The 26,730-nt window shown below is 47.7% G+C and carries 24 protein-coding genes, 6 tRNA genes and 1 other annotated feature; all 30 genes read left to right on the plus strand.

The window, feature by feature from the left end; genetic code table 11:
- The first annotated feature begins 87 nt into the window (after positions 1-87).
- The 30 genes from rlmB to rpsJ all read left to right on the plus strand — a co-directional run bounded on the left by rlmB (position 88) and on the right by rpsJ (position 26,723).
- Positions 88-840 (plus strand): 23S rRNA (guanosine(2251)-2'-O)-methyltransferase RlmB, encoded by a 753-nt coding sequence (gene rlmB, locus SPSPH_RS02165; RefSeq protein WP_075752776.1) that lies wholly within the window; start codon positions 88-90, stop codon positions 838-840.
- On the plus strand, positions 837-2,255 hold the full coding sequence (locus SPSPH_RS02170) for a VanW family protein (RefSeq protein WP_075752778.1): 1,419 nt from the start codon (positions 837-839) through the stop codon (positions 2,253-2,255). The genes rlmB and SPSPH_RS02170 overlap by 4 nt, the downstream gene beginning before the upstream one ends.
- 19 nt (positions 2,256-2,274) lie before the next feature.
- Positions 2,275-2,793 carry an NYN domain-containing protein gene (locus tag SPSPH_RS02175; RefSeq protein WP_075752780.1) on the plus strand — a complete coding sequence of 173 codons (519 nt, stop codon included), beginning with the start codon at positions 2,275-2,277 and terminating at the stop codon, positions 2,791-2,793.
- 173 nt (positions 2,794-2,966) lie between these two features.
- A complete protein-coding gene (sigH, locus tag SPSPH_RS02180) occupies positions 2,967-3,707 on the plus strand; it encodes an RNA polymerase sporulation sigma factor SigH (protein ID WP_075752782.1) in 741 nt (246 codons plus the stop codon).
- A gap of 66 nt (positions 3,708-3,773) precedes the next feature.
- A complete protein-coding gene (locus SPSPH_RS02185; protein WP_075752784.1) occupies positions 3,774-4,871 on the plus strand; it encodes a 6-phosphofructokinase in 1,098 nt (365 codons plus the stop codon).
- A 72-nt stretch (positions 4,872-4,943) separates the two neighbouring features.
- A complete protein-coding gene (locus SPSPH_RS02190) occupies positions 4,944-5,648 on the plus strand; it encodes a DUF421 domain-containing protein (protein WP_075752786.1) in 705 nt (234 codons plus the stop codon).
- Positions 5,649-5,735: 87 nt separating this feature from the next.
- A complete protein-coding gene (locus tag SPSPH_RS02195; RefSeq protein WP_075752788.1) occupies positions 5,736-6,248 on the plus strand; it encodes an NUDIX hydrolase in 513 nt (170 codons plus the stop codon).
- A 13-nt stretch (positions 6,249-6,261) separates the two neighbouring features.
- Entirely contained in the window at positions 6,262-7,062 is an 801-nt protein-coding gene (locus SPSPH_RS02200) for an undecaprenyl-diphosphate phosphatase (RefSeq protein ID WP_075752790.1), read from the plus strand.
- A gap of 102 nt (positions 7,063-7,164) precedes the next feature.
- Positions 7,165-7,240: transfer RNA gene (locus SPSPH_RS02205), tRNA-Thr, on the plus strand.
- 106 nt (positions 7,241-7,346) lie between these two features.
- Positions 7,347-7,431 (plus strand) — tRNA-Tyr (locus SPSPH_RS02210).
- A gap of 6 nt (positions 7,432-7,437) precedes the next feature.
- A tRNA-Met gene (locus tag SPSPH_RS02215) sits at positions 7,438-7,513 on the plus strand.
- 114 nt (positions 7,514-7,627) lie between these two features.
- Positions 7,628-7,703, plus strand: a tRNA-Thr gene (locus tag SPSPH_RS02220).
- Positions 7,704-7,717: 14 nt separating this feature from the next.
- A tRNA-Met gene (locus SPSPH_RS02225) sits at positions 7,718-7,794 on the plus strand.
- Positions 7,795-8,145: 351 nt separating this feature from the next.
- Positions 8,146-9,348 (plus strand): elongation factor Tu, encoded by a 1,203-nt coding sequence (gene tuf, locus SPSPH_RS02230; RefSeq protein WP_075752792.1) that lies wholly within the window; start codon positions 8,146-8,148, stop codon positions 9,346-9,348.
- Between the two features lie 221 nt (positions 9,349-9,569).
- Positions 9,570-9,719 (plus strand): 50S ribosomal protein L33, encoded by a 150-nt coding sequence (gene rpmG, locus SPSPH_RS02235; protein WP_075752794.1) that lies wholly within the window; start codon positions 9,570-9,572, stop codon positions 9,717-9,719.
- 31 nt (positions 9,720-9,750) lie between these two features.
- Positions 9,751-9,826, plus strand: a tRNA-Trp gene (locus SPSPH_RS02240).
- 25 nt (positions 9,827-9,851) lie between these two features.
- Positions 9,852-10,067: a preprotein translocase subunit SecE gene (gene secE / locus SPSPH_RS02245; protein WP_075752796.1), complete on the plus strand. Its 216-nt coding sequence runs from the start codon at positions 9,852-9,854 to the stop codon at positions 10,065-10,067.
- A 37-nt stretch (positions 10,068-10,104) separates the two neighbouring features.
- Positions 10,105-10,647, plus strand: coding sequence for a transcription termination/antitermination protein NusG (gene nusG, locus SPSPH_RS02250; RefSeq protein ID WP_075752798.1), 543 nt, complete (start codon positions 10,105-10,107; stop codon positions 10,645-10,647).
- Positions 10,648-10,662: 15 nt separating this feature from the next.
- Positions 10,663-11,088 (plus strand): 50S ribosomal protein L11, encoded by a 426-nt coding sequence (rplK, locus tag SPSPH_RS02255; protein WP_075752800.1) that lies wholly within the window; start codon positions 10,663-10,665, stop codon positions 11,086-11,088.
- An 87-nt stretch (positions 11,089-11,175) separates the two neighbouring features.
- Complete coding sequence (gene rplA, locus SPSPH_RS02260) at positions 11,176-11,880, plus strand: 50S ribosomal protein L1 (RefSeq protein ID WP_075752802.1); 705 nt, start codon at positions 11,176-11,178, stop codon at positions 11,878-11,880.
- A gap of 41 nt (positions 11,881-11,921) precedes the next feature.
- Positions 11,922-12,078, plus strand: a sequence feature (ribosomal protein L10 leader region).
- 25 nt (positions 12,079-12,103) lie between these two features.
- The gene (gene rplJ, locus SPSPH_RS02265) at positions 12,104-12,634 is read left to right on the plus strand and encodes a 50S ribosomal protein L10 (RefSeq protein ID WP_075752804.1); all 531 of its coding nucleotides are present in this window, start codon (positions 12,104-12,106) and stop codon (positions 12,632-12,634) included.
- Positions 12,635-12,694: 60 nt separating this feature from the next.
- Positions 12,695-13,069: a 50S ribosomal protein L7/L12 gene (gene rplL, locus SPSPH_RS02270; RefSeq protein ID WP_075752806.1), complete on the plus strand. Its 375-nt coding sequence runs from the start codon at positions 12,695-12,697 to the stop codon at positions 13,067-13,069.
- Between the two features lie 468 nt (positions 13,070-13,537).
- Positions 13,538-17,350 (plus strand): DNA-directed RNA polymerase subunit beta, encoded by a 3,813-nt coding sequence (gene rpoB, locus SPSPH_RS02275; protein WP_075752808.1) that lies wholly within the window; start codon positions 13,538-13,540, stop codon positions 17,348-17,350.
- A gap of 21 nt (positions 17,351-17,371) precedes the next feature.
- On the plus strand, positions 17,372-21,328 hold the full coding sequence (gene rpoC, locus SPSPH_RS02280; protein WP_075752810.1) for a DNA-directed RNA polymerase subunit beta': 3,957 nt from the start codon (positions 17,372-17,374) through the stop codon (positions 21,326-21,328).
- 252 nt (positions 21,329-21,580) lie between these two features.
- Complete coding sequence (locus SPSPH_RS02285; RefSeq protein WP_075752812.1) at positions 21,581-21,835, plus strand: ribosomal L7Ae/L30e/S12e/Gadd45 family protein; 255 nt, start codon at positions 21,581-21,583, stop codon at positions 21,833-21,835.
- Between the two features lie 104 nt (positions 21,836-21,939).
- Positions 21,940-22,323, plus strand: a complete 384-nt coding sequence (rpsL, locus tag SPSPH_RS02290; protein ID WP_075752814.1) for a 30S ribosomal protein S12 — start codon at positions 21,940-21,942, stop codon at positions 22,321-22,323.
- A 43-nt stretch (positions 22,324-22,366) separates the two neighbouring features.
- Positions 22,367-22,837: a 30S ribosomal protein S7 gene (gene rpsG / locus SPSPH_RS02295; protein WP_075752816.1), complete on the plus strand. Its 471-nt coding sequence runs from the start codon at positions 22,367-22,369 to the stop codon at positions 22,835-22,837.
- Between the two features lie 109 nt (positions 22,838-22,946).
- Positions 22,947-25,019, plus strand: coding sequence for an elongation factor G (gene fusA / locus SPSPH_RS02300; RefSeq protein ID WP_075752818.1), 2,073 nt, complete (start codon positions 22,947-22,949; stop codon positions 25,017-25,019).
- A gap of 32 nt (positions 25,020-25,051) precedes the next feature.
- On the plus strand, positions 25,052-26,254 hold the full coding sequence (gene tuf, locus SPSPH_RS02305) for an elongation factor Tu (protein WP_075752792.1): 1,203 nt from the start codon (positions 25,052-25,054) through the stop codon (positions 26,252-26,254).
- Positions 26,255-26,411: 157 nt separating this feature from the next.
- A complete protein-coding gene (gene rpsJ, locus SPSPH_RS02310; RefSeq protein WP_021168692.1) occupies positions 26,412-26,723 on the plus strand; it encodes a 30S ribosomal protein S10 in 312 nt (103 codons plus the stop codon).
- The last annotated feature ends 7 nt before the right edge of the window (positions 26,724-26,730 follow it).

Genomic DNA, 26,730 nt, shown 5'->3' on the forward strand with positions numbered 1-26,730 from the left:
GGAACTTCCTTAATAAAAATAAAAACTGTGGTTATCAATAATGTAAGTGCAGAGAAAAAAACGGCTGATGCCGAAGGAGCGATAATAATGTCAGATGAGGCAGAAATAATTGTTGGACGCAATAGTGTGCTTGAGGCGCTGAAGGCCGGGCGCTCGTTAAATAAAATTCTCATCGCCAAAGGTGAGCGTCAGGGGTCTATTCGTGATATCATTGGCCAGGCCAAGGAGCAAGGACTGGTGATTCAAGAGGTGGAAATGCCTAAACTTGAGCAACTGTCAAAGGGGGTGCGTCACCAGGGGGTGGTGGCTTTGGCCGCCCCGGTGGCGTATGCTGAAGTTGATGATATTTTATCGGCTGCTTATGCCAAAGATGAGCCGCCATTTTTGGTTCTCCTGGATGAGTTGGCTGATCCCCATAATGTTGGTGCTATTTTGCGCACAGCCGATGCTACCGGTGTGCATGGTGTCTTGATACCCAAAAGACGCAGTTGTCCCCTTACCCAGACGGTGGCCAAAACTTCGGCCGGAGCCGTTGAGCATGTGCCTGTTGCCAGGATCGGCAATGTGGCCCAAACCTTAAAAAACCTGAAAAAACAGGGAATGTGGATAGTGGGCGCCGATATGGACGGAACTAAGAACTATTATGAAGCCGATCTTACAGGCCCTGTTGTCATTGTTGTCGGGAGTGAAGGACAGGGGATGGGCCGATTGACCAAAGAAGCCTGTGACTTTGTCGTCAGTATTCCGATGAAGGGGCAAATTTCTTCACTTAATGCTTCGGTAGCCTGTTCGTTATTGCTTTACGAAGCTCTTAGACAAAGGGAGATGAAGGAAAAATGAGACGCTGGGCGGGCATTACTTTAGCAGTGGCAGTAATTGTAACAGGGGCAGTCGCTTTTTGGCTGGCCCAGCCGCTGTTTGCCCAAACAGTATATACCGGCGTTAAGGTCGGTAAGATGGAAGTTGGCGGAAAAACCCGGGCTGAAGTAGTGCAGCTCTTGGCCGGCTGGCAGCAAGACCAGCTGCTTAAGCCCATTCTTTTATCCCATGAGACGGCTGTCTTTAGGATTGAGCCGGAACATATCGACTATGTTATCAATATTGAGGCAACCGCAGATGCTGTCTGGCAGTTTGGACGTGAGGGCTCTGTTTGGGAACGGATTAAAAAAATCCGTATGGCCAAAAATGAGGGCTGGTCTATTCCACTGGCAATCAAGTATAATGAAAATAAATTAGACAGCATCATAGAACAACTGCAAGAAACCGTCAACCGTTCCCCGCGCAACGCGACTTTAAGTCTTAGGACAGGCGGCATTCTGCCGGAAGAAGAAGGCCGCCGGCTAGACATAGTCGTGCTTAAAGAACGGGTGTTGGCCGCCCTTAATCGGGCAGATGCCGGAACGATTGTGCTGCCGGTTACGCCGGTCTATCCTGAAATTACCGGCACTGAGCTGGCTGAAAACGGCATTAAAGAACTGATTGCCGTGTACACCACGGAATTTAATGCCGAAGATGCCAACCGAACCGCCAATGTGAGATTATCTGCCCAGAAAATTAATGGCAAGCTGCTTTATCCCGGGCAAATCTTTTCCTATAACGATACGGTTGGTCCAAGAGAAAAATCGCAAGGCTTTAAAGAGGCCATGGAGATCATCAATGGTGAATTTGTGCCGGGAATCGGCGGTGGGGTATGCCAGGTTTCGTCTACGCTGTATAATGCGGTAATTATGTCAGGCCTTGCCATTGTCGAACGCACCAACCATTCCAAACCGCTCACCTATGTACCGTTGGGGCGGGATGCCACTGTTGTTTATAATGCAATTGATTTTAAATTTGTTAATAATAGTCCGGCTCCGGTTATGGTTATGGCTGAAGCCATCGGTAATAAACTGAATGTGGGTATTTTTGGCCAACGGGCACTTGATAAAAATATTGAGATTGCGATAACCCGTCAGCAGGCCATTGCACCGACGATTGTAAAAAAAGCTGATCCCGCGCTGGCGCCGGGACAAAGTAAAATCGAGAAGCCCGGCAAATCAGGCTATGAAGTAACCGTTGTCCGCATTATTCGCGATAGCACCGGTAAAGAACTGAAACGGGAAATATTGTCCCGGGATAAGTATGCACCCGATAATACCGTAGTGCGATTTGGACCGGAGCCTAAAGCAGTACAGTCAGAAGTGCCGCAAGCTTCAAAGCCCCTTGTTCCTGCCGGGGTTTCGGAAAATCTGCCTGAAGCCGCCGGTACACAATAGATTGGAGAATTTTTTCCTGATGGATTTGTTAATTGTTGATGGGTACAATGTTATTAATGCTTGGCCTGAACTCATTGAAGTTAAGGAAAATTTAGAATATGCCCGTGACCGGCTTGTGGACATACTTAGTGAATATGGAGCCTATAAGGGCTTTAGGACAATTGTTGTATTTGATGCCCATATGACACCCGGGAGAGGTGTTGTGCAAAGTCAGGCCGGTGATTTAGAGGTAATTTATACCAAAGAAGGCGAAACTGCTGACAGCTGTATTGAGAAAATGGTATACTACCTTGTCCGCCAAGGTGAACGCATCTATGTTGTTACTTCGGACGGGGCTGAGCAAATGTTTATTTTAGGTGCAGGGGCTTTCAGAATATCGGCGCGGGAGCTGAAACATGAGGTTGCCGCCGTTAAAGGTGAGATTACTGCCAATATTTCCCGGAAGGTGTTGGCACGGGATCGCCATGAACTGGGCAGCCGTTTGCACAAAGATATCTTAAAACGCCTTGATGCTATGCGGCGTGATGGGCTTGACTAACTTTGCTCCAGCAAGTATAATTTAGTATGTTAAGACATGTACCAATACGGGTATGGCACTAAAATTTTGTTTAGTGCACTTTTATTTTTTCTATGTGTACAAATGGTCGTTATTTAAAAAAAACAACGATGGCCGTTTATAGGCAGCAAAATAACACTGGTGGGGGCGATGCGATGCGGGTTAATACTCAACGCGATCTGTACAGTTGTTTTGACAACTTAACTGATGAAGAAATAGTATTCGACGCCAAGGATAATGACAACACGGTCGCTCTGGAGTATTTGATTAATAAATATCGCAATTTTGTGCGGGCTAAAGCCAGATCATATTTTTTAATCGGCGCTGAGCGGGAAGATATCATCCAGGAAGGCATGATTGGCCTATATAAAGCCATCCGGGACTTTCGCAATGATAAGCTCTCATCCTTTAGAGCCTTTGCGGAATTATGTGTGACGCGACAAATTATAACTGCTATTAAAACGGCTACCAGGCAAAAGCATATTCCTTTGAACTCATATGTTTCTTTGAATAAACCTATTTATGACGAAGATTCTGACCGTACGCTTCTGGATGTACTGTCTGGTTCTAAAGTGACTGACCCGGAGGAACTGGTCATCAGTCGCGAGGAATTTGTTGATATTGAAGAAAAAATGGGCGAGATTTTGAGTGATCTTGAATGGAAAGTACTTATGTCCTATCTTGACGGCAAATCCTATCAGGAAATTGCTGTTGAGCTTGATCGCCATGTCAAATCCATTGATAACGCACTGCAACGGGTAAAACGCAAGTTGGAACGCTATCTGGAAAATCGCGGTGAGGATAGCGATATTCGTGGAATGTATAAAGGCCTTACCGGTCTTAATAAAGAAACTCCAACAGAGCTGGCCGGCTACAGCGATAATTATGAAGAGTAACGCAGCAAAAAAATGACACCACAGCCGGTGTCATTTTTATTTGCACACTATAAATGAGGTGAGCGCATGGGTAATGCTGACAAGGTGAAAACAATTGCCGTACTTACAGGCGGCGGGGACGCACCCGGATTGAATGCTGTTATCAGAGCTGTTGTGAGAACCGCTCTTGGTCAGGGACTTAAGGTCTGGGGTATTAAGAATGGTTTCGGCGGTATGGTGGAAAACCAGTTGGTTGAACTGACAAATGACAGTGTTGCCGGGATTTTGCCGCGGGGTGGCACGATACTGGGAACAACTAACCGTGACAATCCGTTTCATTATCCTGTAGTCCGGGACGGGCAGGTTATTTATGAAGATCTGTCAGGCCAAGCGCTGGCTAATTTGCGGCAGGCAGGTATCGAAGCCTTAGTTGTTATCGGTGGTGATGGCAGTCTCAAGATTGCTTCGGAATTTTACCAACTGGGTTTGCCGGTAGTTGCTGTCCCGAAAACCATTGATAATGATATACCGGGAACAGAACGAACCTTCGGTTTTGACACTGCTGTCGGTGTAGCCGCAGAAGCGCTGGACCGTTTGCATACTACGGCCGAATCCCACCACCGGGTCATGGTGCTGGAAGTTATGGGGCGTTATGCCGGCTGGATTGCTTTGCATGCCGGTATGGCCGGTGGTGCGGATTGTATTTTGCTGCCGGAGATACCTTTTAGCATTGATTCGGTTATCGCTAAAATTAAGGAACGTCAGCAACATGGACGCCAGTTCAGTTTAATTGTTATTGCTGAGGGTGCTTATCCGCAAGGCGGTGAAGTCTCGGTATCCCGCATTGTGGAAGGCAGTCATGAAAAAATCCGTTTAGGCGGCGCAGGGGAAAAATTAGCCAGAGCGATTGAGCAGCTCACAGGCGTAGAATCTCGCTGCACGGTATTGGGGCATGTGCAGCGTGGCGGGACGCCTACTGCCTTTGACCGGATCCTGTCCACCCGTTATGGTGTGGCTGCTGCTGAATGTGTACTGGAAGGCGCATTTGGCAATATGGTGGCACTGCAAAAAGACCGGATTATTCGCAGGCCGATTGATGATATTGCCGGCAAAGCCAACAATATTACTGCCGATAATGAACTCTTACGGGCAGGCCGGTCTATCGGTATTTGCTTCGGCGATTAAAAACGGCTGTCTTTGGTTACACTAAGCCTAAATTTTGCATAGTTTGCTGTACCTGTGCAATGGAGGGCTGCAATGGAAACCTTGGGCATTACCCTGTTTCGGGTACTTGCAGGTATGGGAGTTTTGTTTATTATGATGCTGGCAACCGGACGCCGGCAGTTGGGCGAATTCAGCTCATTTGACTTTATAACATCGCTTACCATTGGTGCGGTGGCCGGCTCGCTGATTGTGGACCATCAAACAGAACTTGTCAGTTCGCTTATCGCCCTTGTGGCGCTTGGTGGTTTGCAACTGTTTTTTGGCTGGCTTAGTATTAAAATACGTCCGGTAAATTACAAACTGAATTTTAAACCTCTGCTGTTGGTGGAAAACGGGCAGATTATTAAAAAAAACTTACGCAGAGTACATATGCCTGTTGAGATATTACTGCAGCTTTTGCGGGAAAGAGACGTATTTGATATAACTACAGTCGAGCTTGCCGTCTTGGAGCCGCATGGCAGGGTAAGTGTACTTAAAAAAGCGGAGCATATGCCGCTGACGCCCAGTCAGGTCAATTTTAACGTCAGCTCTAACAGCATCCTGGTACCGGTAATTTTGGAGGGGAAACTGCAGGAAGCTGCCCTGACTAAAATGGGGCTTTCCGCGCAGCAGATTGAGGAGTTCCGCCGTCTGCACCAGGATACTATTCATAATGTTTTTATTGCTTTTATGGATCAGAATAAACAATTACACGTGATTCATGATGATGTCCGGGAGCAAAGTGTTTTTCTACACTGAAGCCCCGGCTTTTTATTATTCCATAGTGGGTATAGGTTTTGGATTAAATATGGTAAAATAGTAACAGTGTTTTTTTAGGAGGCAATAATGAGAAAGCAACGATATACCTTTTGTCCTAAATGCGGCGGCAAATTGCATTACCGTCCGGTTGGTGAGCGGCAGCGCCTGGTATGTACCGATTGCGCTGCCACGATGTATGAAAATCCAATTGTCGGCGTAGCCGCTATTGTGCGGCAAAATGATGCTATTTTGCTGGGGCGCCGGGCGGCTGCCGCCAGCTATCCCGGATTGTGGTGCATACCCTGCGGCTATGTTGAATATGATGAAGATATCCGTGATGCTGCCAAACGGGAGTTCCTGGAGGAGACCGGTTTGGTTATTGAGCTCGGAAAAGTATATGCTGTTTTATCCAACTTTCACAATCCGGCAGTTCACACTGTAGGTGTATGGTTTGAGGCAAAAGTCGTCGGCGGTGCGCTATGTCCGGGTGATGATTTAGACCGGGTAGACTATTTTCCGCTCGATTCAGTGCCGGATTTGGCTTTTCCTACCGATCATGACGTCATCAGGATGCTGCAGGCGGACATGAAAAATAAGTAAGAGGTGTAATTACATGAGTGAAAATATGATTGCAATAATTATTGGTATTGTCGAAGGCTTAACCGAGTTTTTGCCCATCTCTTCTACCGGGCATATGATTCTGGTTGGGTCGCTGCTGGGGTTTGAGGGAGAAAAAGCCAGCGTTTTTCAGGTGTTTATTCAATTAGGTGCTATTTTATCGGTATTCATTTTGTACCGGGACAAGTTTTTGGCCATGCTTAGGCCCAGGAGGATTAACATTTACGGTAACGGGCTGACAGCTTTGCATGTCCTGGCTGGCATTGTACCGGTAATGGGAGTGGCTTTTTTCCTGCACAGCCCGATAAAGAGTTATTTATTCTCTCCTTATACAGTGATTATTGGCTTGGTCGCCGGGGCTGTCCTGATGCTGGTGGCTGAAAAGACGGCAAAACGTCCGGTGACTTGCGATGTTGACAGAATGACGATAAAACAGGCCTTTTGGGTCGGATTGTTTCAGCTTTTATCTTTATGGCCGGGTTTTTCCCGTTCCGGTTCAACCATTGCCGGTGGTTTGTTTTTGGGAATGAGCCGCAAAGCTGCTGCTGAATTTTCCTTTATTATTGCGGTACCCTTGATGCTGGTGGCGTGCCTGTATGACTTATTGAAGATCTGGAACAAGCTGAGTATGGATGATATTGTCATGTTTGCCATTGGTTTTTTTGTTGCGTTCATTACCGCTTACATATCAATTGTTTGGTTTTTGCGTTTCCTGAATAACTCGACACTGGCTTCTTTCGCCTATTACCGGTTTGTTATTGCCGGGGTATCATATTACTATTTTTTCATGCGCTGATTTACGGTTATAGGTTGAAAATACCTGCGTGAAAGCTGTTGACATAGGTCGCCAGTTATTATATAATAGGTTCTGTCACTGAGTTAGGAGCAAAAAAAAGCTGCTGGCGTAGCTCAATAGGTAGAGCAGCTGACTTGTAATCAGCAGGTTGTGGGTTCAATTCCTATCGCCAGCTCCACAAGCCTTGAACCGGGTTCTTGCGAGCCGACAGGCGAAATAAGAACCCGTGTGAGTCGCTTAGTTCCAAGCGAACGCGCGGAACATCCTTAGCAGTGAGTCAATATGGAGGGATTCCCGAGTGGCTAAAGGGAGCAGACTGTAAATCTGCCGTCTTTGACTTCGGTGGTTCGAATCCACCTCCCTCCACCATAACATCGCGGGGTGGAGCAGTTGGTAGCTCGTCGGGCTCATAACCCGAAGGTCACAGGTTCAAGTCCTGTCCCCGCAACCATGAATTATCGCTTCGCTTATATTAAAATCAAATCTGATTTTATAAAGCGAAGCTTTATAAAGAATACAACATGTTTCCCCAATCTGTGACAAGCCAACTATCTGCCTTCAGGATGCTGGTGTAGCTCAGTCGGTAGAGCGTATCCTTGGTAAGGATAAGGTCACCGGTTCAATCCCGGTCACTAGCTCCATTAATTCTATATATGGCGGCGTAGCTCAGCTGGCTAGAGCATTCGGTTCATACCCGAAGTGTCCGGGGTTCAAATCCCTGCGCCGCCACCATGCCGGTAATAATAAACCCGCAGCAAACCGCTGCGAGGTTTTTTATTTTAGTACAAAATGCGGGAGGATTTTTATAGGTCGGATAGAATACCCTATATAGCATCCAATAAGGATTATTCGGCTGTGTTGTTATAGACGCAAGTCCAATGCCGGCGGCAGAGCATTGTTGACAGCAGGCTGAGATAAAATCTTTATTGGATTTCATATGGCTTGTCAGGCAGAGACTGCTGACAGCGCAACACGTATACTCAACAAGATTTATGCCAATATATAAGAAGAGATAGTCTATTCCAGGTATATCCAGAAAAAATGATTAATGCAAAAAACGATAACTAAGGGAGGTAACACTTAATGGCTAAGAAAAAGTTTGAAAGAAACAAACCCCACGTTAACATTGGCACCATCGGTCACGTTGACCATGGTAAAACCTCACTGACTGCCGCAATTACCATGACCCTGGCAAAACAAGGCGGCGCAGAATTCATGGCCTATGACCAAATCGACAAAGCCCCGGAAGAAAGAGAACGCGGTATTACCATCAACACCTCACACGTGGAATACGAAACTGCAAACCGCCACTATGCTCACGTTGACTGCCCGGGCCACGCCGACTATGTAAAAAACATGATTACCGGCGCAGCCCAAATGGACGGTGCTATCCTGGTTGTATCGGCCGCCGACGGCCCGATGCCGCAAACCCGTGAACACATCCTGCTGTCCCGTCAGGTAGGCGTACCTGCCATGGTTGTATTCTTAAACAAAGCCGACCTGGTTGATGACGCAGAACTGATGGAACTGGTAGAAATGGAAGTTCGCGAACTTCTCTCCAGCTACGAATTCCCTGGTGATGACATCCCGGTAGTAAGCGGTTCTGCCGTTAAAGTTCTTAACTGCGGCTGCGCTAAAGCCGAATGCGAATGGTGCGGTAAAATCCACGAGCTTATGGCAAAAGTGGACGAATACATTCCGACCCCGGAACGCGCTACCGACAAGCCTTTCCTGATGCCTGTAGAAGACGTGTTCACAATCACCGGTCGTGGTACAGTAGCCACCGGCCGTGTAGAACGCGGTGTGGTAAAAGTAAGTGATACCATCGAAATCGTTGGTATGACCGATAAACCGAAATCCACAGTAGTAACCGGTGTAGAAATGTTCCGGAAACTTCTGGATTCGGCAGTAGCCGGCGACAACATCGGCGCGCTCTTGCGTGGTGTAGAGCGTAAAGAAATCGAGCGCGGCCAAGTACTTGCCAAGCCTGGTTCCATTAAACCTCACACCAAATTCAAAGGCGAAGTATACGTATTGTCCAAAGAAGAAGGCGGCCGCCATACCCCGTTCTTCACCAACTATCGTCCGCAGTTCTACTTCAGAACAACTGACGTAACCGGTGTTGTAAATCTGCCGGAAGGTGTAGAAATGGTAATGCCTGGCGACAACATTCAAATGAGCATCGAGCTCATCACCCCGATCGCTATCGAAGAAGGTCTGCGTTTCGCTATTCGCGAAGGCGGCCGTACTGTTGGCGCCGGCGTTGTAACCGCTGTTACCGAGTAGGCGAGCAAACGGTCTTTTAGCTGATGTATTTGCATAAAAGGAAGATTCTATGATATAATAAATAAGCGGGGGAACAACCCCTGCTTATTTATTGACATACCCGAACGTGTGGACTATTGACACACTGATATAATTGTGATAAATTGTATTAGTGACATTAATAGAAGTTTTGTCAAAATAGACTCATAGCGCTATATTTACTGGTAAGAGAGGTGTACAGGATGCGCAACGCGGTAACATTGGCCTGCACAGAATGCAAACAACGCAATTATCAGACCAATAAAAACAAGAAAAACGACCCGGATAGATTGGAGTTTAACAAATACTGCAAATTTTGCAAGAAGCAAACTCCACATAAAGAAACCAAGTAGGCCTAGTATAATTAGGTTTGTCACAATGCGTAGGGGTGTAGCTCAATTGGTAGAGTAGCGGTCTCCAAAACCGTTGGTTGCGGGTTCGATTCCTGCCGCCCCTGCCAAAATGTAAGCACAGGATGTGAGAGAATGGCCGCTCAGGAAACAGCTGTCCAGACGAATGCATCGCGCTGGAAGAAGTTTTTTCGGGAAGTAAAAGCTGAACTTAAAAAGGTAACATGGCCGGGCCGAACAGAACTTATTTCCTTTACAGGGATTGTATTTGTAACGGTTGCTTTTGTTGCGGTCCTAATTTGGGTGGTTGATGCTGGTTTCACTCAGGTTCTAAAGGCTATCATCAAGTAGACTAGGGGGTGGGGGGCCTAATACGTCCCTTAAGGCTATGGAATCCGAAAAACTCGAAAAACATTGGTATGTTATCCATACATATTCCGGTTATGAAAACAAGGTAAAGACCAACCTGGAAAAGAAAGTTCACTCCATGGGAATGGAAAACGAAGTCTTCCGGGTACTTGTGCCGATGGAAGATGAAGTGGAAATAAAAGATGGCAAGAAGAAAATTGCCAAGAAAAAAGTTTTCCCCGGGTATGTGCTGGTAGAGATGATTGTCACTGACCGCTCTTGGTATGTTGTGCGCAACACGCCGGGTGTTACAGGTTTTGTCGGGTCAGGAACCAAGCCTATTCCGCTGAGCGAAAGTGAAGTCAAACATATTCTCAAGTCCATGGGAATGGAAGAAACTAAACCGAAAATTGATATTGAGCTTAATCAATTGGTGCGCATCACTTCAGGGGCTTTTGAAAATTGGACAGCCACTGTGGTTGAGATCAATCCGGAACGCGGCAAACTCAAAGTGCTTGTCAACATGTTCGGACGTGAAACACCAGTAGAGCTTGATTTTATGCAAGTTGTCAAAGTAGATTAAGGAGGTGTAATATATATGGCTAAAAAGGTTGTCAAGCTTGTAAAACTGCAAGTTCCTGCCGGTAAGGCCACCCCGGCTCCTCCCGTAGGTCCGGCGCTCGGTCAGGCTGGTGTCAATATTATGGCATTTGTTAAGGAGTTTAATGAAAGAACAGCTCAGCAAGCTGGTCTCATTATTCCGGTGGAAATTACGGTGTTTGAAGATAGATCCTTTACTTTTATCACCAAAACTCCGCCTGCTGCTATTCTTCTTAAAAAAGCTGCCGGTATTGAAACTGCTTCTGGCGAACCTAACAAAAAGAAGGTTGCCAAAATTAAACGCGATAAAGTTCAGGAAATTGCTCAATCCAAAATGCAAGATCTTAACGCTGCCAGCGTTGAAGCTGCCATGCGGATGATCGAAGGTACTGCCCGCAGCATGGGCATCGAAATCGTCGACTAATAAACAGTACCATACGGTCTGGTTTATGGTGGGACGAATGTGGGAGGACTAAGTGCTTCCGTTATTACCACAAAGGAGGAAAACTAAATGCCGAAACATGGTAAGAAGTATGTTGAAGCCGCTAAGCTCGTTGATGCCAATAAACTGTACGAGCCGGAAGAAGCGGTAGAACTTGTTAAAAAAACTGCTAGTGCTAAGTTTGACCAAACTGTAGAAGTTGCTGTTAAACTTGGTGTTGATCCTAAACACGCCGACCAACAGGTGCGTGGTGCTGTTGTGCTTCCTTTTGGTACCGGTAAAACCAAGCGGGTGCTGGTATTTGCCAAAGGTGAAAAAGCTAAAGAAGCTGAAACTGCCGGCGCAGATTTTGTTGGCGCTGAAGATATGGTGGAAAAAATCCAGGGTGGCTGGACTGATTTTGATGTTGCAGTAGCTACGCCTGACATGATGGGTTTGGTAGGCCGCCTTGGTAAAATCCTTGGCCCTAAAGGCTTAATGCCTAACCCCAAAGTTGGCACCGTTACTCTTGATGTAGTCCGTGCTCTTAACGAAATTAAAGCAGGTAAGATTGAATACCGTACCGATAAAGCGGGTAATATCCACGCTCCTATCGGTAAAGTATCTTTCGATAACGAAAAACTGCTTGCGAATTTCCACACCCTGATTGATACATTGATTAAGGTTAAGCCTGCTGCGGCCAAAGGCCAATACATGCGGAACATTTCCTTAAGCACAACAATGGGTCCTGGTGTAAGGGTTAACCCGCTCAAAGCTCCCGGCAAAAAAGAATAACATTACTATAGACTATTACTCAACAAGGCTGTAAATGGCATTGGCGAGTAGTTGTAAGGCTGTAGACAGCAGGTGCATGATTGCCGAAAAAGCGTAAAGCTTGCCTGCCGAGGCCGGGGATTTGCAGCGTGTAACCGTAAATTACGTTATAACGCGGCCTCCGGTGTTTACATCCGGAGGCCGTTTTTAATTTAGGATACTTGATTAAGGAGGTGTAATATAAATGGCTGTAACTCAAGAAAAGATTCAGACAGTTGCTGAGATTAAAGAAAAACTCAGCACTACCAAAGGTGCCGTTTTGACGAACTATCGTGGTTTAACCGTTGCTCAGGATACCAAGCTTCGCCGCAAACTGCGTGAAGCAGGGGTAGAGTATCGCGTATTTAAAAATACCATGACTCGCATTGCTGCTAAAGAAGCTGGCATTGAAGGTCTTGACCCGTATCTTGAAGGTCCGACCGCTATCGCAATTTCCTATACCGATCCTGTAGCTCCGGCCAAAATTATTTCAGACTTTGTCAAAGAAAACAAATTGCAGGCTCTGGAAGTAAAAGCCGGTATTGTAGAAGGTCAAGTAATTGACGCTAACGGGGTTAAGGCTCTGTCGAGCCTGCCGCCGCGCGAAGTTCTCATTGCACAGGTTCTGGCTGGTTTCCAAGCTCCTATCGCCGGTTTCGTCAACGTACTTTCCGGTACTATGCGCAATCTGGTGTATGCGCTTGAAGCTGTACGCCAGCAAAAGGAATCCGCATAACCCGTTTTCCCGATTAACTTAGAAAAAATTTTAAATGAAAGTTTATGGAGGTATTTTAAAATGACTAAAGAACAAATTATGGAAGCCATTGAGCAAATGACTGTGCTCGAACTGTCCGAGCTGGTAAAAGCCCTTGAAGAAAAATTTGGCGTATCTGCTGCTGCTCCTGTTGCTGTAGCTGCTGCTCCTGCTGCCGGCGGTGCTGCCGCTGCTGCTGAAGAACAAACTGAATTTGATGTAGTCCTCACCAACGCTGGTGCCGGCAAAATCAACGTTATCAAAGTGGTACGTGAAGTTACCGGTCTTGGCCTCAAAGAAGCTAAAGAGCTCGTTGACGGTGCTCCTAAAGCTGTCAAAGAAAAAATCTCCAAAGCCGATGCAGAAGCTCTCAAAGCTAAACTTGTTGAAGCTGGCGCAACTGTTGAAGTTAAGTAAGATAGCTTGACCAAAAGGAGCACCTTTTTCGGTGCTCCTTTTATTTTCCTGACAGCAAAACTATAACGAAAAACAGGATAAGGCAAGAACGGCTTTCGCTTTATTTGCTATAGAAAATTATTTTATCTCAAAAATATACATAGCTGGGTAAAATTTCTTGACATAGCAAATAATATATGATACCATTATATATCGCCGTACATGTTTATATTTTTCTTGTTTCCATTGCTTTACATTTTAGCTGAGGACTGTATAAATTATGAAATGGCAGGATATAGTAATATAATGGAGGATGAATCGTTTTCATCAAAAAAGAAGCAAGGTCTTTAATTAAGATATGGAGCCTTGCTTTGTTTTGTGTATATTTAATCATTCATTTGCTGACTTAGTATTTGCGGAATGCTGCTAAGATATGTAGTGAGCTTACGCGATATGTCAGTGTAAAATGGCTAAGGGGTGAAGGGGTTAATGTTTAATCCTGTTCCGGTGGGCAAAAGGTTCAGGTATAGTTATGCCAAAATTGATGAAGTGCTGGACATGCCCAACCTTATCGAAATTCAGAAGAATTCCTACAACTGGTTTCTTAAGGAAGGCTTGCAGGAAATATTTCATGATATTTCTCCTATCCAGGACTTTACCGGCAACCTGGTCCTGTCTTTTGAAAACTTTACATTGGGCGAACCTAAATATGAGGTTGAAGAATGCAAAGAGCGGGATGTTACATATGCCGCTCCGCTTCGCGTTAGCGTCCGCCTGTACAACAAGGAAACACAGGAAATAAAAGAGCAGGAAGTATTTATGGGCGACTTTCCGCTCATGACTGACAACGGCACGTTTATTATTAACGGTGCCGAGCGGGTTATTGTCAGTCAGTTGGTTCGTTCCCCGGGTGTGTATTATAACGAAACCATCGATACTACCGGCAAAAAGCTGTACAATGCTACCGTTATCCCGAATCGCGGCGCGTGGCTCGAACTGGAAACCGATGCCAATGATGTTGTGTCCGTTAGGGTTGACCGGACCCGGAAGCTGCCGGTAACTGTTCTTATTCGTGCACTGGGCTTTGTTTCCAATGGCGTAATATCGGAGCTTTTTCATGATGATGTACGCATCCGGGCTACGCTGGAACGGGACAATAGCGACTCACGGGAAGAAGCCCTTGTTGAAATTTATAAGCGCCTGCGCCCAGGCGAACCGCCAACAGTGGAAAATGCTGCTCAACTGTTGGAAACCTTATTTTTTGATTCCAAACGCTATGATCTGGCTACTGTCGGACGCTACAAACTCGGCAAAAAGCTGGGATGGCGCCGCCGTCTGCTAGGCAAAGTCCTGGGTCAGCCGTTGGTTGACAAGGAAACAGGCGAAATTGTAGTAGAAGAAGGCACCGTCCTGGAAGAGGATGTGCTTGACCGTATTGGGGCTGCAAAAATATTTGACGGCCCGGGTCTGCATGTTGCCTGGATTAAGCAAAAAGACGGAACTCCCGTAAAACTGTTACTCAACTCAGTATTGCCATTTTCCCATCGCACCATTACCAAAGAAGATATCATTGCTTCCATCAGCTATCTTCTTAATCTAATGGAAGGTCATGGCACAACCGATGATATTGACCATTTAGGCAATCGCCGTCTGCGCTCAGTTGGTGAACTGCTGCAGAACCAGTTCCGTATCGGCTTGGCCCGGATGGAACGGGTGGTTAAAGAGCGTATGACCATTCAGGACATTGATGTTATTACGCCCCAGGCACTAATTAACATCAGACCTGTTGTGGCAGCCATAAAAGAATTTTTTGGTTCCAGCCAGTTATCACAATTTATGGATCAGACCAATCCGCTGGCTGAACTTACTCATAAACGCCGTCTCAGTGCCCTGGGACCTGGTGGTCTCAGCCGTGAACGCGCCGGCTTTGAAGTTCGTGACGTTCACCATTCGCACTATGGCCGGATGTGCCCGATTGAGACACCGGAAGGACCAAACATTGGTCTTATCGGTTCTTTGTCTACCTTTGCCCGGATTAATCAATTCGGCTTTATTGAAACGCCATACCGGAAAGTGAATAAGGCTGAACGCCAGGTAACAGACGAAGTACTCTATTTAACGGCAGATGAAGAAGATGAAATGATTGTTGCTCAGGCGAATGAACCGCTGGACAAAGACGGCAGATTCAAAGAGCCGCGTGTTACCTGCCGTTACCGGCATGAAACCTTGGTAGTTCCGGCAGAAAAGGTCGACTACATGGACGTTTCGCCGAAACAGGTAGTGTCTATTGCTACGGCGATGATTCCCTTCCTGGAAAATGACGATGCCAACCGGGCCCTGATGGGCGCCAACATGCAGCGTCAGGCGGTACCGCTTTTACGGACACAGGCTCCGATTGTCGGCACAGGTATGGAATACAAAGCCGCCCGTGACTCGGGCGTCGTAGCTTTAGCCAAAAATGCCGGTGTTGTTGAAAAAGTAACGGCAACCGATATCCATATCCGTACCGAAAAAGGCGGCTTGGATAGCTACAAACTGCTCAAATATCTGCGTTCCAACCAAGGAACCTGCATTAACCAAAAGCCAATTGTCTATAAAGGTGAACAAATCGTTAAAGGTCAGGTACTAGCAGACGGTCCGTCCACAGATAAAGGTGAACTGGCGCTGGGTTATAACGTGCTGGTTGCATTTATGCCGTGGGAAGGCTACAACTATGAGGATGCCATTCTGTTAAGCCAGGACCTGGTGAAGGAAGATGTCTTTACTTCGATTCACATTGAAGAGTATGAATGTGACGCCCGTGATACTAAGCTGGGGCCGGAAGAAATTACCCGCGATATCCCGAATGTGGCTGAAGATGTACTCAGAGACCTGGATGATCGTGGTATTATCCGGGTGGGGGCTGAAGTCCGCCCAGGCGATATTCTGGTTGGTAAAGTAACACCCAAAGGTGAAACCGAGCTGACGGCAGAAGAACGTCTTCTCAGAGCCATATTTGGTGAAAAGGCGCGTGAAGTCCGTGATACTTCGCTGAGAGTACCCCACGGCGAAGCCGGTAAAATTGTTGACGTAAAGGTCTTTACCCGGGAAAATGGCGACGAACTGCCGCCAGGTGTTAACCAGTTAGTGCGCTGCTATATTGCCCAAAAACGGAAGATTTCCGAAGGCGATAAGATGGCGGGACGCCATGGTAACAAAGGGGTAGTTTCCCGGATTATGCCTAAAGAAGATATGCCCTTCCTGCCTGACGGGACACCGGTGCAGATTGTGCTAAATCCACTGGGTGTACCGTCGCGGATGAATATTGGTCAGGTGCTGGAAACACACTTAGGCCGTGCCGCTGCCGCCATGGGCATGCAGGTTAAAATGGGTGATTCGACCCTGATTGACCGTCTGAAAGAAGTCGGTTACGACCATGAGAAACATGGCATGCCTAAACCGGATATTGCCGGGATTCATTTGGCCACTCCGGTATTTGACGGTGCGACAGAAACTGAGGTAATCAAAACCCTGCAGGCTGCCGGACTCTCTGAAGATGGCAAAACGGAACTTTTTGACGGCAGAACAGGCGAACCCTTTGATAATCACGTTACTGTCGGTTATGTATATATGCTCAAATTAGCTCACTTGGTTGACGATAAGATTCACGCCCGTTCTACTGGCCCGTACTCGCTGGTTACTCAGCAGCCGCTTGGCGGCAAGGCCCAGTTCGGTGGGCAGCGTTTCGGCGAGATGGAAGTTTGGGCCCTGGAAGCTTATGGCGCCGCCTATACCTTGCAGGAACTGCTTACCGTCAAGTCTGACGACGTTGTTGGCCGTGTTAAAACCTATGAAGCAATTGTCAAAGGCGAAAATGTACCGGAACCGGGCGTGCCTGAATCGTTCAAGGTACTTATCAAGGAACTTCAGAGCATTGGTCTTGACGTCAAGGTACTCACCGAAGATGCTCAGGAAATTATGATTCGCGAATCAGATGAAGACATCAACGAAACGGCAAAAGAGTTGGAATTGAATATCGGCGGAGATACTGCGCCACAGCCGTCCGCTGAGCGTAAGAACGCGGATTTAGAGGCCGATGTGGTTGATGAGCTTGAAGCCAGTGACGATATTGATCCATTGGAAGAAGAACTTGACATTATTGCTGAAGTTGCTGAAATGGATACAGACATTGGCCGGCAGGCAGACGACGAAGAATTTGATTTCCATTCTAAAAAAAATGACTCGAAAAAGTTCAGGGAAAATGCTAAGAAGTCTGATCCGCATGACTATATTGACGACATCATAGACGAGGATTTGGACTAGGTAGAAGGGAGCGATACCCCCTTGTTGGATGTAAATAACTTTGATTCGATGCGTATTGGTCTGGCATCACCGGAACAAATCCGCAAATGGTCACATGGCGAAGTAAAAAAACCGGAAACCATTAATTATCGTACCTTGAAGCCTGAACGGGAAGGTTTGTTTTGCGAAAAAATCTTTGGACCTACCCGGGACTGGGAATGTCATTGCGGTAAATATAAGCGGATTCGCTATAAAGGCATTATCTGCGATCGCTGCGGTGTTGAAGTAACTCGTTCCAAGGTTCGGCGTGACCGGATGGGGCATATCGAATTAGCCGCCCCTGTTTCACATATCTGGTACTTCAAAGGTATACCCAGCCGCATGGGACTGATCCTTGATATCTCCCCGCGTTCGTTAGAAAAGGTTTTATACTTTGCTTCCTATATCGTGATTGAGCCTGGCGATACGCCGCTCATGAAGAAACAATTGCTCAACGAAAATGAATACCGCGAACACCGGGACAAATACGGCAATGCTTTTAAAGTCGGGATGGGTGCTGAAGCCATCAAGAAATTGCTGGAAGAACTCGACTTGGAAAAAATGAGTCGTGAACTCCGGCAAGAACTGAAAGAGGTCAGCGGACAACGCAAAATCCGGGCCATTAGACGCTTAGAAGTGGTTGAAGCTTTCCGCAAGTCGGGCAATAATCCGACCTGGATGATTATGGATGTTGTGCCGGTTATTCCGCCTGAATTAAGACCGATGGTTCAGCTGGATGGCGGCCGGTTTGCCACCTCAGACCTCAATGACCTGTACCGCCGGGTAATTAACCGTAACAACCGGCTGAAGCGTCTATTAGACTTAGGGGCTCCGGATATCATTGTCCGCAATGAAAAGCGGATGCTCCAGGAAGCCGTTGACGCACTGATTGACAATGGCAGACGCGGCCGGCCGGTTACCGGCCCCGGCAATCGCCCGTTAAAATCCTTAAGTGATATGCTTAAAGGCAAACAGGGCCGTTTCCGTCAGAACCTGTTAGGTAAGCGGGTTGACTATTCAGGCCGTTCGGTTATCGTTGTCGGTCCTGAACTTAAACTGCACCAATGTGGTCTGCCCAAAGAAATGGCATTGGAATTATTCAAGCCGTTTGTAATGAAAAAGCTGGTTAATGCCGGCCACGCGCATAATATTAAAAGCGCGAAACGCATGGTGGAAAGAGTACGTCCGGAGGTTTGGGACGTACTGGAGGAAGTTATCAAAGAGCATCCGGTGCTCTTAAACCGCGCCCCGACCCTGCACAGGCTTGGTATTCAGGCTTTTGAACCGGTACTGTCAGAAGGGCGGGCCATCAAGATTCACCCGTTAGTATGTACAGCTTACAACGCCGACTTTGACGGTGACCAGATGGCGGTACACGTACCGCTTTCGGCAGAAGCACAGGCGGAAGCCCGTATGCTGATGCTTTCGGCTCATAATATTTTGTCTACCAAAGACGGCCGGCCGGTAGCCACACCTACCCAGGATATGGTATTAGGTGCCTACTATCTGACCATTGAAAGAGAGCCTGAAGATGGAAAGCTGAAATCCTTCTCCCATATGAATGAAGCACTGCTTGCCTACCAGCATAAGGCATTGGGTTTACATGAAAAACTCAAAATGCGCTTAGAGGGCTATGGTTTGGTGCACACTACGTTAGGCCGGGTAATTTTCAACGAAGTATTGCCGCATGAGCTTAGACATTATGAGGAAAAAGAAGACGGTTGGCATCTGGGTAAGCTCATGGATAAAAAGCAGCTTGGCAAACTTGTTGCGGATTCCTATAACATTTTTGGCAACGCCAAAACAGCCGTGGTACTGGATGCTGTTAAGCGTCTTGGCTTCTCGTTTGCCTGTCGGGCAGGCATAACCATTGCTATCTCGGATATTAAAATACCACCTGAAAAGAAAGAGATATTAGCGGCTGCTGAAGAGAAAGTCAATACCATTGATAAACAGTACCGCCGCGGCCTGATTACCGATGATGAACGGTATAAGAAGACTATCGATCTATGGACCAAAGCTACCGATGATGTTACTGCCGCGCTGATGAATACCCTTGACCGGTTTAACCCGGTTTACATGATGGCTAACTCCGGTGCGCGCGGTAATATCCAGCAGATTCGTCAGTTAGCCGGTATGCGGGGCCTTATGGCCGATCCTTCCGGCCGGATCATTGACTTGCCGATCAAGGCAAACTTCCGTGAAGGTTTGACCGTATTGGAGTACTTTATCTCTACCCATGGTGCGCGTAAAGGCTTGGCCGATACCGCTCTCCGGACGGCCGACTCGGGTTACCTTACCCGCCGGCTTGTCGACGTGGCTCAGGATGTCATTGTCCGGGAAGAGGACTGCGATGTTGTCGGCATAAACCTGGTACGGGAACGGGCGAGTCTCGCCAAATCCAGTGCCGGTGCTATCGATATGCTTAAAGACAGTCTGTGTGGCCGGGTATTGGCTCAAGAAGTATTGGATCCCAAAACGGCCGATGTGTTATTGCCGCAGGGAACCGTACTTGATGAGAATAATCTGCGCTTAATTGGTGAACATGGCGTTCCGGAAATCATGATTCAGGGCGAGACTGAGGAAACAGAAGCCGATGTCGCCTGGGCAGCCGGTGCTGAGACCATTATGCTTGGCGCACCGGAAGAAAAAGTCCGGGAAGCTCTTAAAGAGGCCATGATCCGGGAGATGCTGGGTAAAAACACAACCGAAGCTATTAAAACCAGTGAAGGTGTGGAACTGGTTCCGGCAGACACCCCCTTCACGGAAGAGCACATAGAAGCCGTTCTGGCCAGCTCGGTCAAAGAAGTTAAGGTGCGGAACAATAATGTCAGAGGCATCGAAGTGGAAGCCATCAAAGAAGGCTCAGGCATTATTGAATCACTGAAAGACCGCATTGTCGGCAGAATGTCGGCAGAAGACATTCTTGATCCGGCCACCGGTGAGGTTATTGTCAGAATCAATGACCTGATTACCGAAAGCCTGGCCGACAAGGTCGTTAAAGTGCGGGAAAAAGTCGCTATTCGCTCGGTGCTTACCTGCCGTTCACGTTATGGCGTATGCATTAACTGCTATGGCCGCAACCTGGGCACAAGCCATATGGTGGATGTCGGTGAGGCTGTCGGCATTATTGCCGCCCAGTCCATTGGTGAGCCTGGTACCCAGCTTACCATGAGAACCTTCCATACCGGCGGTGTTGCCGGTGATGATATTACCCAGGGTTTGCCGAGGGTAGAAGAGTTGTTTGAAGCCCGCAAGCCGAAACGCCAGGCTATCATTACCGAAGTGGCCGGCCGGGTGGAAGTGAAAGAAATCAAAGGTATGCGCAAGGTTACCGTTTATCCGGCAGACGCTTCGCTTGGCGAAGAACGCGTATATCAGATACCTTATGGTGCAAGACTTATTGTCAGCGACGGCCAGGAGGTTGAAGCCGGCGACCGTCTGACAGAAGGTGCAGTTAATCCGCATGATATTCTCCGGGTTAGCGGCCTTAAAGCCACGCAGCGCTATTTGGTATATGAAGTACAGAAAGTATACAAATCTCAGGGTGTTGAAATTAACGACAAACACATTGAGGTCATGGTTCGCCAGATGCTGCACAAGGTTAAAGTGGAAGAAGCCGGTGATACCGAACTTCTGCCAGGCGAGTACATTGACCTTAACACCTTCGAGGAAGAGAATGCCAATGCCATTGAGGCAGGTGGGGACCCGGCCATTGCCAGACCGATTCTGCTGGGTATCACTAAGGCATCACTGGCGACAGATTCCTTCCTGTCGGCCGCATCCTTCCAGGAGACCACCCGTGTACTTACTGAAGCTGCCATCAAAGGCAAGGTTGATCCGCTCTTAGGCTTGAAAGAGAACGTCATTATCGGTAAGCTTGTTCCTGCCGGCACCGGCATGAGCCGTTACCGCAATGTTCATCTCAGAAAGCCTCCGGTAGAGCTGGTTACCGAATAGATACAATATCATGTAACACTAACAACCGGGGACGGGAACAAAACCGTCCCCGGTTTTGTTGAAAAAAGGTGCATAAACCCAGTGTTTATGGGCATTAATAACCAGTGGCAAATAGTGCCGGCGATACACCCGGTTTAGTGGATTTAAATCACTGCAGAAAATCTAATAGTTTATTGACATTTGATATATGAAATGGTAATATATTAGAGTGCCTTGAAAAACATCACTTATTTTTCCAAAGGAGTTGGAATTGTGAGCAGTGAGGAACTTGAAGGGTTAAAGACTGCCAGGAAAGCCATTGGCGCTAAACAAGCAGTGCGGGCTGTGGAAAAGGGTCTGGCCGCTAAGGTATACCTTGCTGATGATGCCGACCGGCGGGTGGTTGCGCCGCTTGCGCAATTATGCGACCAAAAAGGAATTGAGGTTAACGAAAAAATGACCATGACTGAGCTTGGTAAAGCTTGCGGCATTGAAGTGGGCGCTGCGGCTGTAGCTCTTTTAAAATAGCCGGTCAGTGGGACAGGTCGTTAATAATTTTGCCAACTGCATGCCGGCTGGCGAAATTTTTAATAATAAATAACGAGATTGGGGAAGGAGGTGCGCTAAATAACATGCCAACAATTAGTCAGTTAGTGCGCAAAAGCCGGGAGCAACTGGTGCAAAAATCCACCGCTCCTGCATTGAAAGAATGTCCGCAAAAACGTGGCGTATGCACGAGAGTATATACAACTACTCCGAAAAAACCTAACTCTGCACTCCGCAAAGTTGCCCGTGTACGCTTAACTAACGGCATCGAAGTAACTGCCTACATCCAGGGTATCGGTCACAATCTGCAGGAACACTCGGTTGTATTGATCCGTGGCGGCAGGGTAAAAGATTTGCCAGGCGTACGTTATCACATTGTCCGTGGTGCTCTTGACACCGCTGGTGTTGCCAAACGCAACCAGGGCCGTTCTAAATACGGAGCCAAAAGAGCAACCGCTGCCAAGAAATAGTTGTTAAGAGACCTGCAGAGTTTTGGAAGAAGGAGGGATACTGATGCCAAGAAAAGGTGCTGTTCCCAAGCGGGATGTATTGCCGGATCCGGTATATAACTCCAAGCTTGTCACCAGATTTATCAATAAAATTATGTTGGACGGCAAGAAAGGCGTTGCCGAGAACATTGTATATGACGCGTTTGAAACCATTCGCGCTAAAACCGGCAAAGACCCGATGGAAGTATTTGAAGTTGCGCTTAAAAACGTAATGCCGGTTCTTGAAGTTCGTGCCCGTCGTGTTGGTGGCGCTAACTATCAGGTGCCTGTTGAAGTGCGGCCTGACCGCAAGCTGTCACTGGGCATTCGCTGGTTGGTTGGCTATTCGCGCAAACGTGGTGAAAAAACCATGCACGAGCGTCTGGCTTCGGAATTGATGGATGCCGCAAACAATGCTGGTGCATCTGTTAAGAAGCGTGAAGATACCCATAAAATGGCTGAAGCCAATAAGGCTTTTGCACATTACCGCTGGTAATAATCGAGGTTCGGGTATAAAATCTGTCCGATTAAAGGGTTGCGTAAGCAACCCGTTCTTAAATCGAATGGGTAACCACCCGGACGCACAATACTAAGGAGTGAAGATAGTGGCCCGAAAGTTTCCTCTTGAAAAGACGCGGAACATCGGTATCATGGCGCACATCGACGCTGGCAAGACCACTACCACCGAACGCATACTGTTTTATACCGGCAAAGTACACAAGATTGGCGAAGTGCATGATGGCGCTGCGACTATGGACTGGATGGTGCAGGAGCAAGAGAGAGGTATCACCATTACCTCGGCGGCCACTACAGCCCAATGGGATGGGCATCGTATTAACATCATTGACACACCAGGACACGTGGACTTTACAGTTGAAGTAGAACGTTCGTTGAGAGTGCTTGACGGCTCGGTTGCAGTTTTCTGTGCCAAAGGCGGCGTAGAGCCGCAATCAGAAACTGTCTGGCGCCAGGCTGACAAATACGGGGTTCCCCGTATGGCGTATGTAAATAAAATGGATATCACCGGCGCGGATTTCTACCGGGTTGTTGATATGATGAAAAGCCGTCTTGGTGCTAATGCGGTGCCGATTCAACTGCCAATAGGCTTTGAAGATACCTTCAAGGGCTTTGTGGACCTTGTTGAAATGAAAGCTGTTGTTTACACCGATGATCTGGGCAAGGTAAGCGAAGCTGCCGTAATCCCTGAAGATATGGCTGAAAATGTAGAGCTTTATCGGCAAAATCTCTTGGACGCAGTTGCTGAGAGCGATGATGAGCTGATGATGAAATACCTCGAAGGAGAAGAACTGACCCTCGAGGAAATCAAGGCAGCGATTCGTCGTGCCACCATTGCTTGTAAAATGACACCTGTAATTTGTGGTTCATCTTACAAAAACAAAGGTGTACAGCCGCTTTTGGATGCTGTTGTCGCCTATATGCCGGCACCGACTGATATCCCGGCCATTCAGGGTGTTAACCCTGACACCGGTGAAGCAGATGAACGTGCAGCTGACGATAGCCTGCCGTTCTCGGCATTGGCCTTTAAGATTATGGCTGACCCCTATGTTGGTAAGCTGGCATTCTTCAGAGTGTATTCCGGTCAGTTGGCCTCCGGTTCCTATGTGTATAACTCAACAAAAGGCAAACGTGAGCGCATTGGCCGTATTCTCCAGATGCACGCTAATCACCGGGAAGAGATTGAAATCGTTTACACCGGCGACATTGCTGCTGCCGTAGGGCTTAAAGACACCACCACCGGTGATACGCTCTGTGACGATAAAAACATCATTATTCTGGAATCTATGGTTTTCCCTGACCCGGTTATCTCGATAGCTGTTGAACCGAAAACCAAAGCTGACCAGGAAAAAATGGGTGTGGCCCTTAATCGTCTGGCTGAAGAAGATCCTACCTTCAAAATGCACACTGATCAGGAGACTGGACAGACCATTATTTCCGGTATGGGTGAACTTCATCTTGACATTATTGTTGACCGGATGCTTAGGGAATTTAAGGTGGGTTGCAACGTCGGCAAACCTCAGGTTGCTTACCGTGAGACCATCCGTAAAGCCGTTAAAGCAGAAGGCAAATTTGTCCGTCAGTCCGGCGGCCGTGGTCAATATGGCCATTGCTGGCTGGAAATAGAGCCGCTTGAGCCCGGCCAAGGATTTATCTTTGAAAACAAAGTTGTCGGTGGTGCTATTCCTAAAGAATACATCAACCCGATTGAAGCCGGTATTAAAGAAGCTATGGAAACCGGCGTATCAGCCGGCTATCCGATGGTTGATATTAAGGTAACCGTTGTTGACGGTTCTTACCATGATGTTGACTCCTCGGAAATGGCTTTCAAAATTGCTGGTTCAATGGGCTTTAAAGCCGGTGCAGCCAAAGCTGGTCCGGTTATCCTGGAGCCATACGCGAAAGTGGAAGTTATTGTGCCGGAAGATTACATGGGTGATGTTATCGGCGACTTAAACTCCCGCCGCGGCCGGATCGAAGGCATGGAAGCACGCTCAGGCGCTCAATCCATTAAAGCCTTTGTACCGATCTCCGAGATGTTTGGTTATGCAACCGACCTGCGCTCCAAGACACAGGGACGTGGCAACTACTCCATGGAATTTGACCATTACGAAGAAGTGCCCAAAAATATTGCTGAAGTTATTTCAGCGAAAAATAAATAAGCAGATTTAATAAACTTAGGAGGTAACACTCAATGGCTAAGAAAAAGTTTGAAAGAAACAAACCCCACGTTAACATTGGCACCATCGGTCACGTTGACCATGGTAAAACCTCACTGACTGCCGCAATTACCATGACCCTGGCAAAACAAGGCGGCGCAGAATTCATGGCCTATGACCAAATCGACAAAGCCCCGGAAGAAAGAGAACGCGGTATTACCATCAACACCTCACACGTGGAATACGAAACTGCAAACCGCCACTATGCTCACGTTGACTGCCCGGGCCACGCCGACTATGTAAAAAACATGATTACCGGCGCAGCCCAAATGGACGGTGCTATCCTGGTTGTATCGGCCGCCGACGGCCCGATGCCGCAAACCCGTGAACACATCCTGCTGTCCCGTCAGGTAGGCGTACCTGCCATGGTTGTATTCTTAAACAAAGCCGACCTGGTTGATGACGCAGAACTGATGGAACTGGTAGAAATGGAAGTTCGCGAACTTCTCTCCAGCTACGAATTCCCTGGTGATGACATCCCGGTAGTAAGCGGTTCTGCCGTTAAAGTTCTTAACTGCGGCTGCGCTAAAGCCGAATGCGAATGGTGCGGTAAAATCCACGAGCTTATGGCAAAAGTGGACGAATACATTCCGACCCCGGAACGCGCTACCGACAAGCCTTTCCTGATGCCTGTAGAAGACGTGTTCACAATCACCGGTCGTGGTACAGTAGCCACCGGCCGTGTAGAACGCGGTGTGGTAAAAGTAAGTGATACCATCGAAATCGTTGGTATGACCGATAAACCGAAATCCACAGTAGTAACCGGTGTAGAAATGTTCCGGAAACTTCTGGATTCGGCAGTAGCCGGCGACAACATCGGCGCGCTCTTGCGTGGTGTAGAGCGTAAAGAAATCGAGCGCGGCCAAGTACTTGCCAAGCCTGGTTCCATTAAACCTCACACCAAATTCAAAGGCGAAGTATACGTATTGTCCAAAGAAGAAGGCGGCCGCCATACCCCGTTCTTCACCAACTATCGTCCGCAGTTCTACTTCAGAACAACTGACGTAACCGGTGTTGTAAATCTGCCGGAAGGTGTAGAAATGGTAATGCCTGGCGACAACATTCAAATGAGCATCGAGCTCATCACCCCGATCGCTATCGAAGAAGGTCTGCGTTTCGCTATTCGCGAAGGCGGCCGTACTGTTGGCGCCGGTGTTGTAACCGCTGTTACCGAGTAATAAAAAAAGTTTAACATAGTATCCGGCAAGGGCGGCGTGGCCGCCTTTTGCCAGGATATTGGACCGGCGATGACGTGGAAGGTGGCCCGCACGCGCGGGGAAATTTCCACCGAGAATGTCCGTTCAGAGAAACTGGGCGATAAGGAGGAATAAATAAATGGCTAAACAGCAAAAAATCAGAATCCGCCTCAAGGCGTATGACCACAAGGCGCTTGATCAAAGTGCGGCCAAGATTGTTGAAACCGCAAAACGTACTGGCGCTATGGTTTCCGGCCCTATTCCGCTTCCTACGGAGAAAAACATTTTCACTATTTTGCGTTCACCCCATGTCAACAAAGACTCCCGCGAACAATTTGAAATGCGGACACACAAGCGTCTTATTGACATCCTTGAGCCGACCCCCAAGACGGTAGATGCCTTAATGCGTCTCGACTTGCCGGCTGGTGTGGACATCGAAATCAAGCTGTAGGAGGAGG

This window comes from Sporomusa sphaeroides DSM 2875 (assembly GCF_001941975.2).
Taxonomy (GTDB): domain Bacteria; phylum Bacillota; class Negativicutes; order Sporomusales; family Sporomusaceae; genus Sporomusa; species Sporomusa sphaeroides.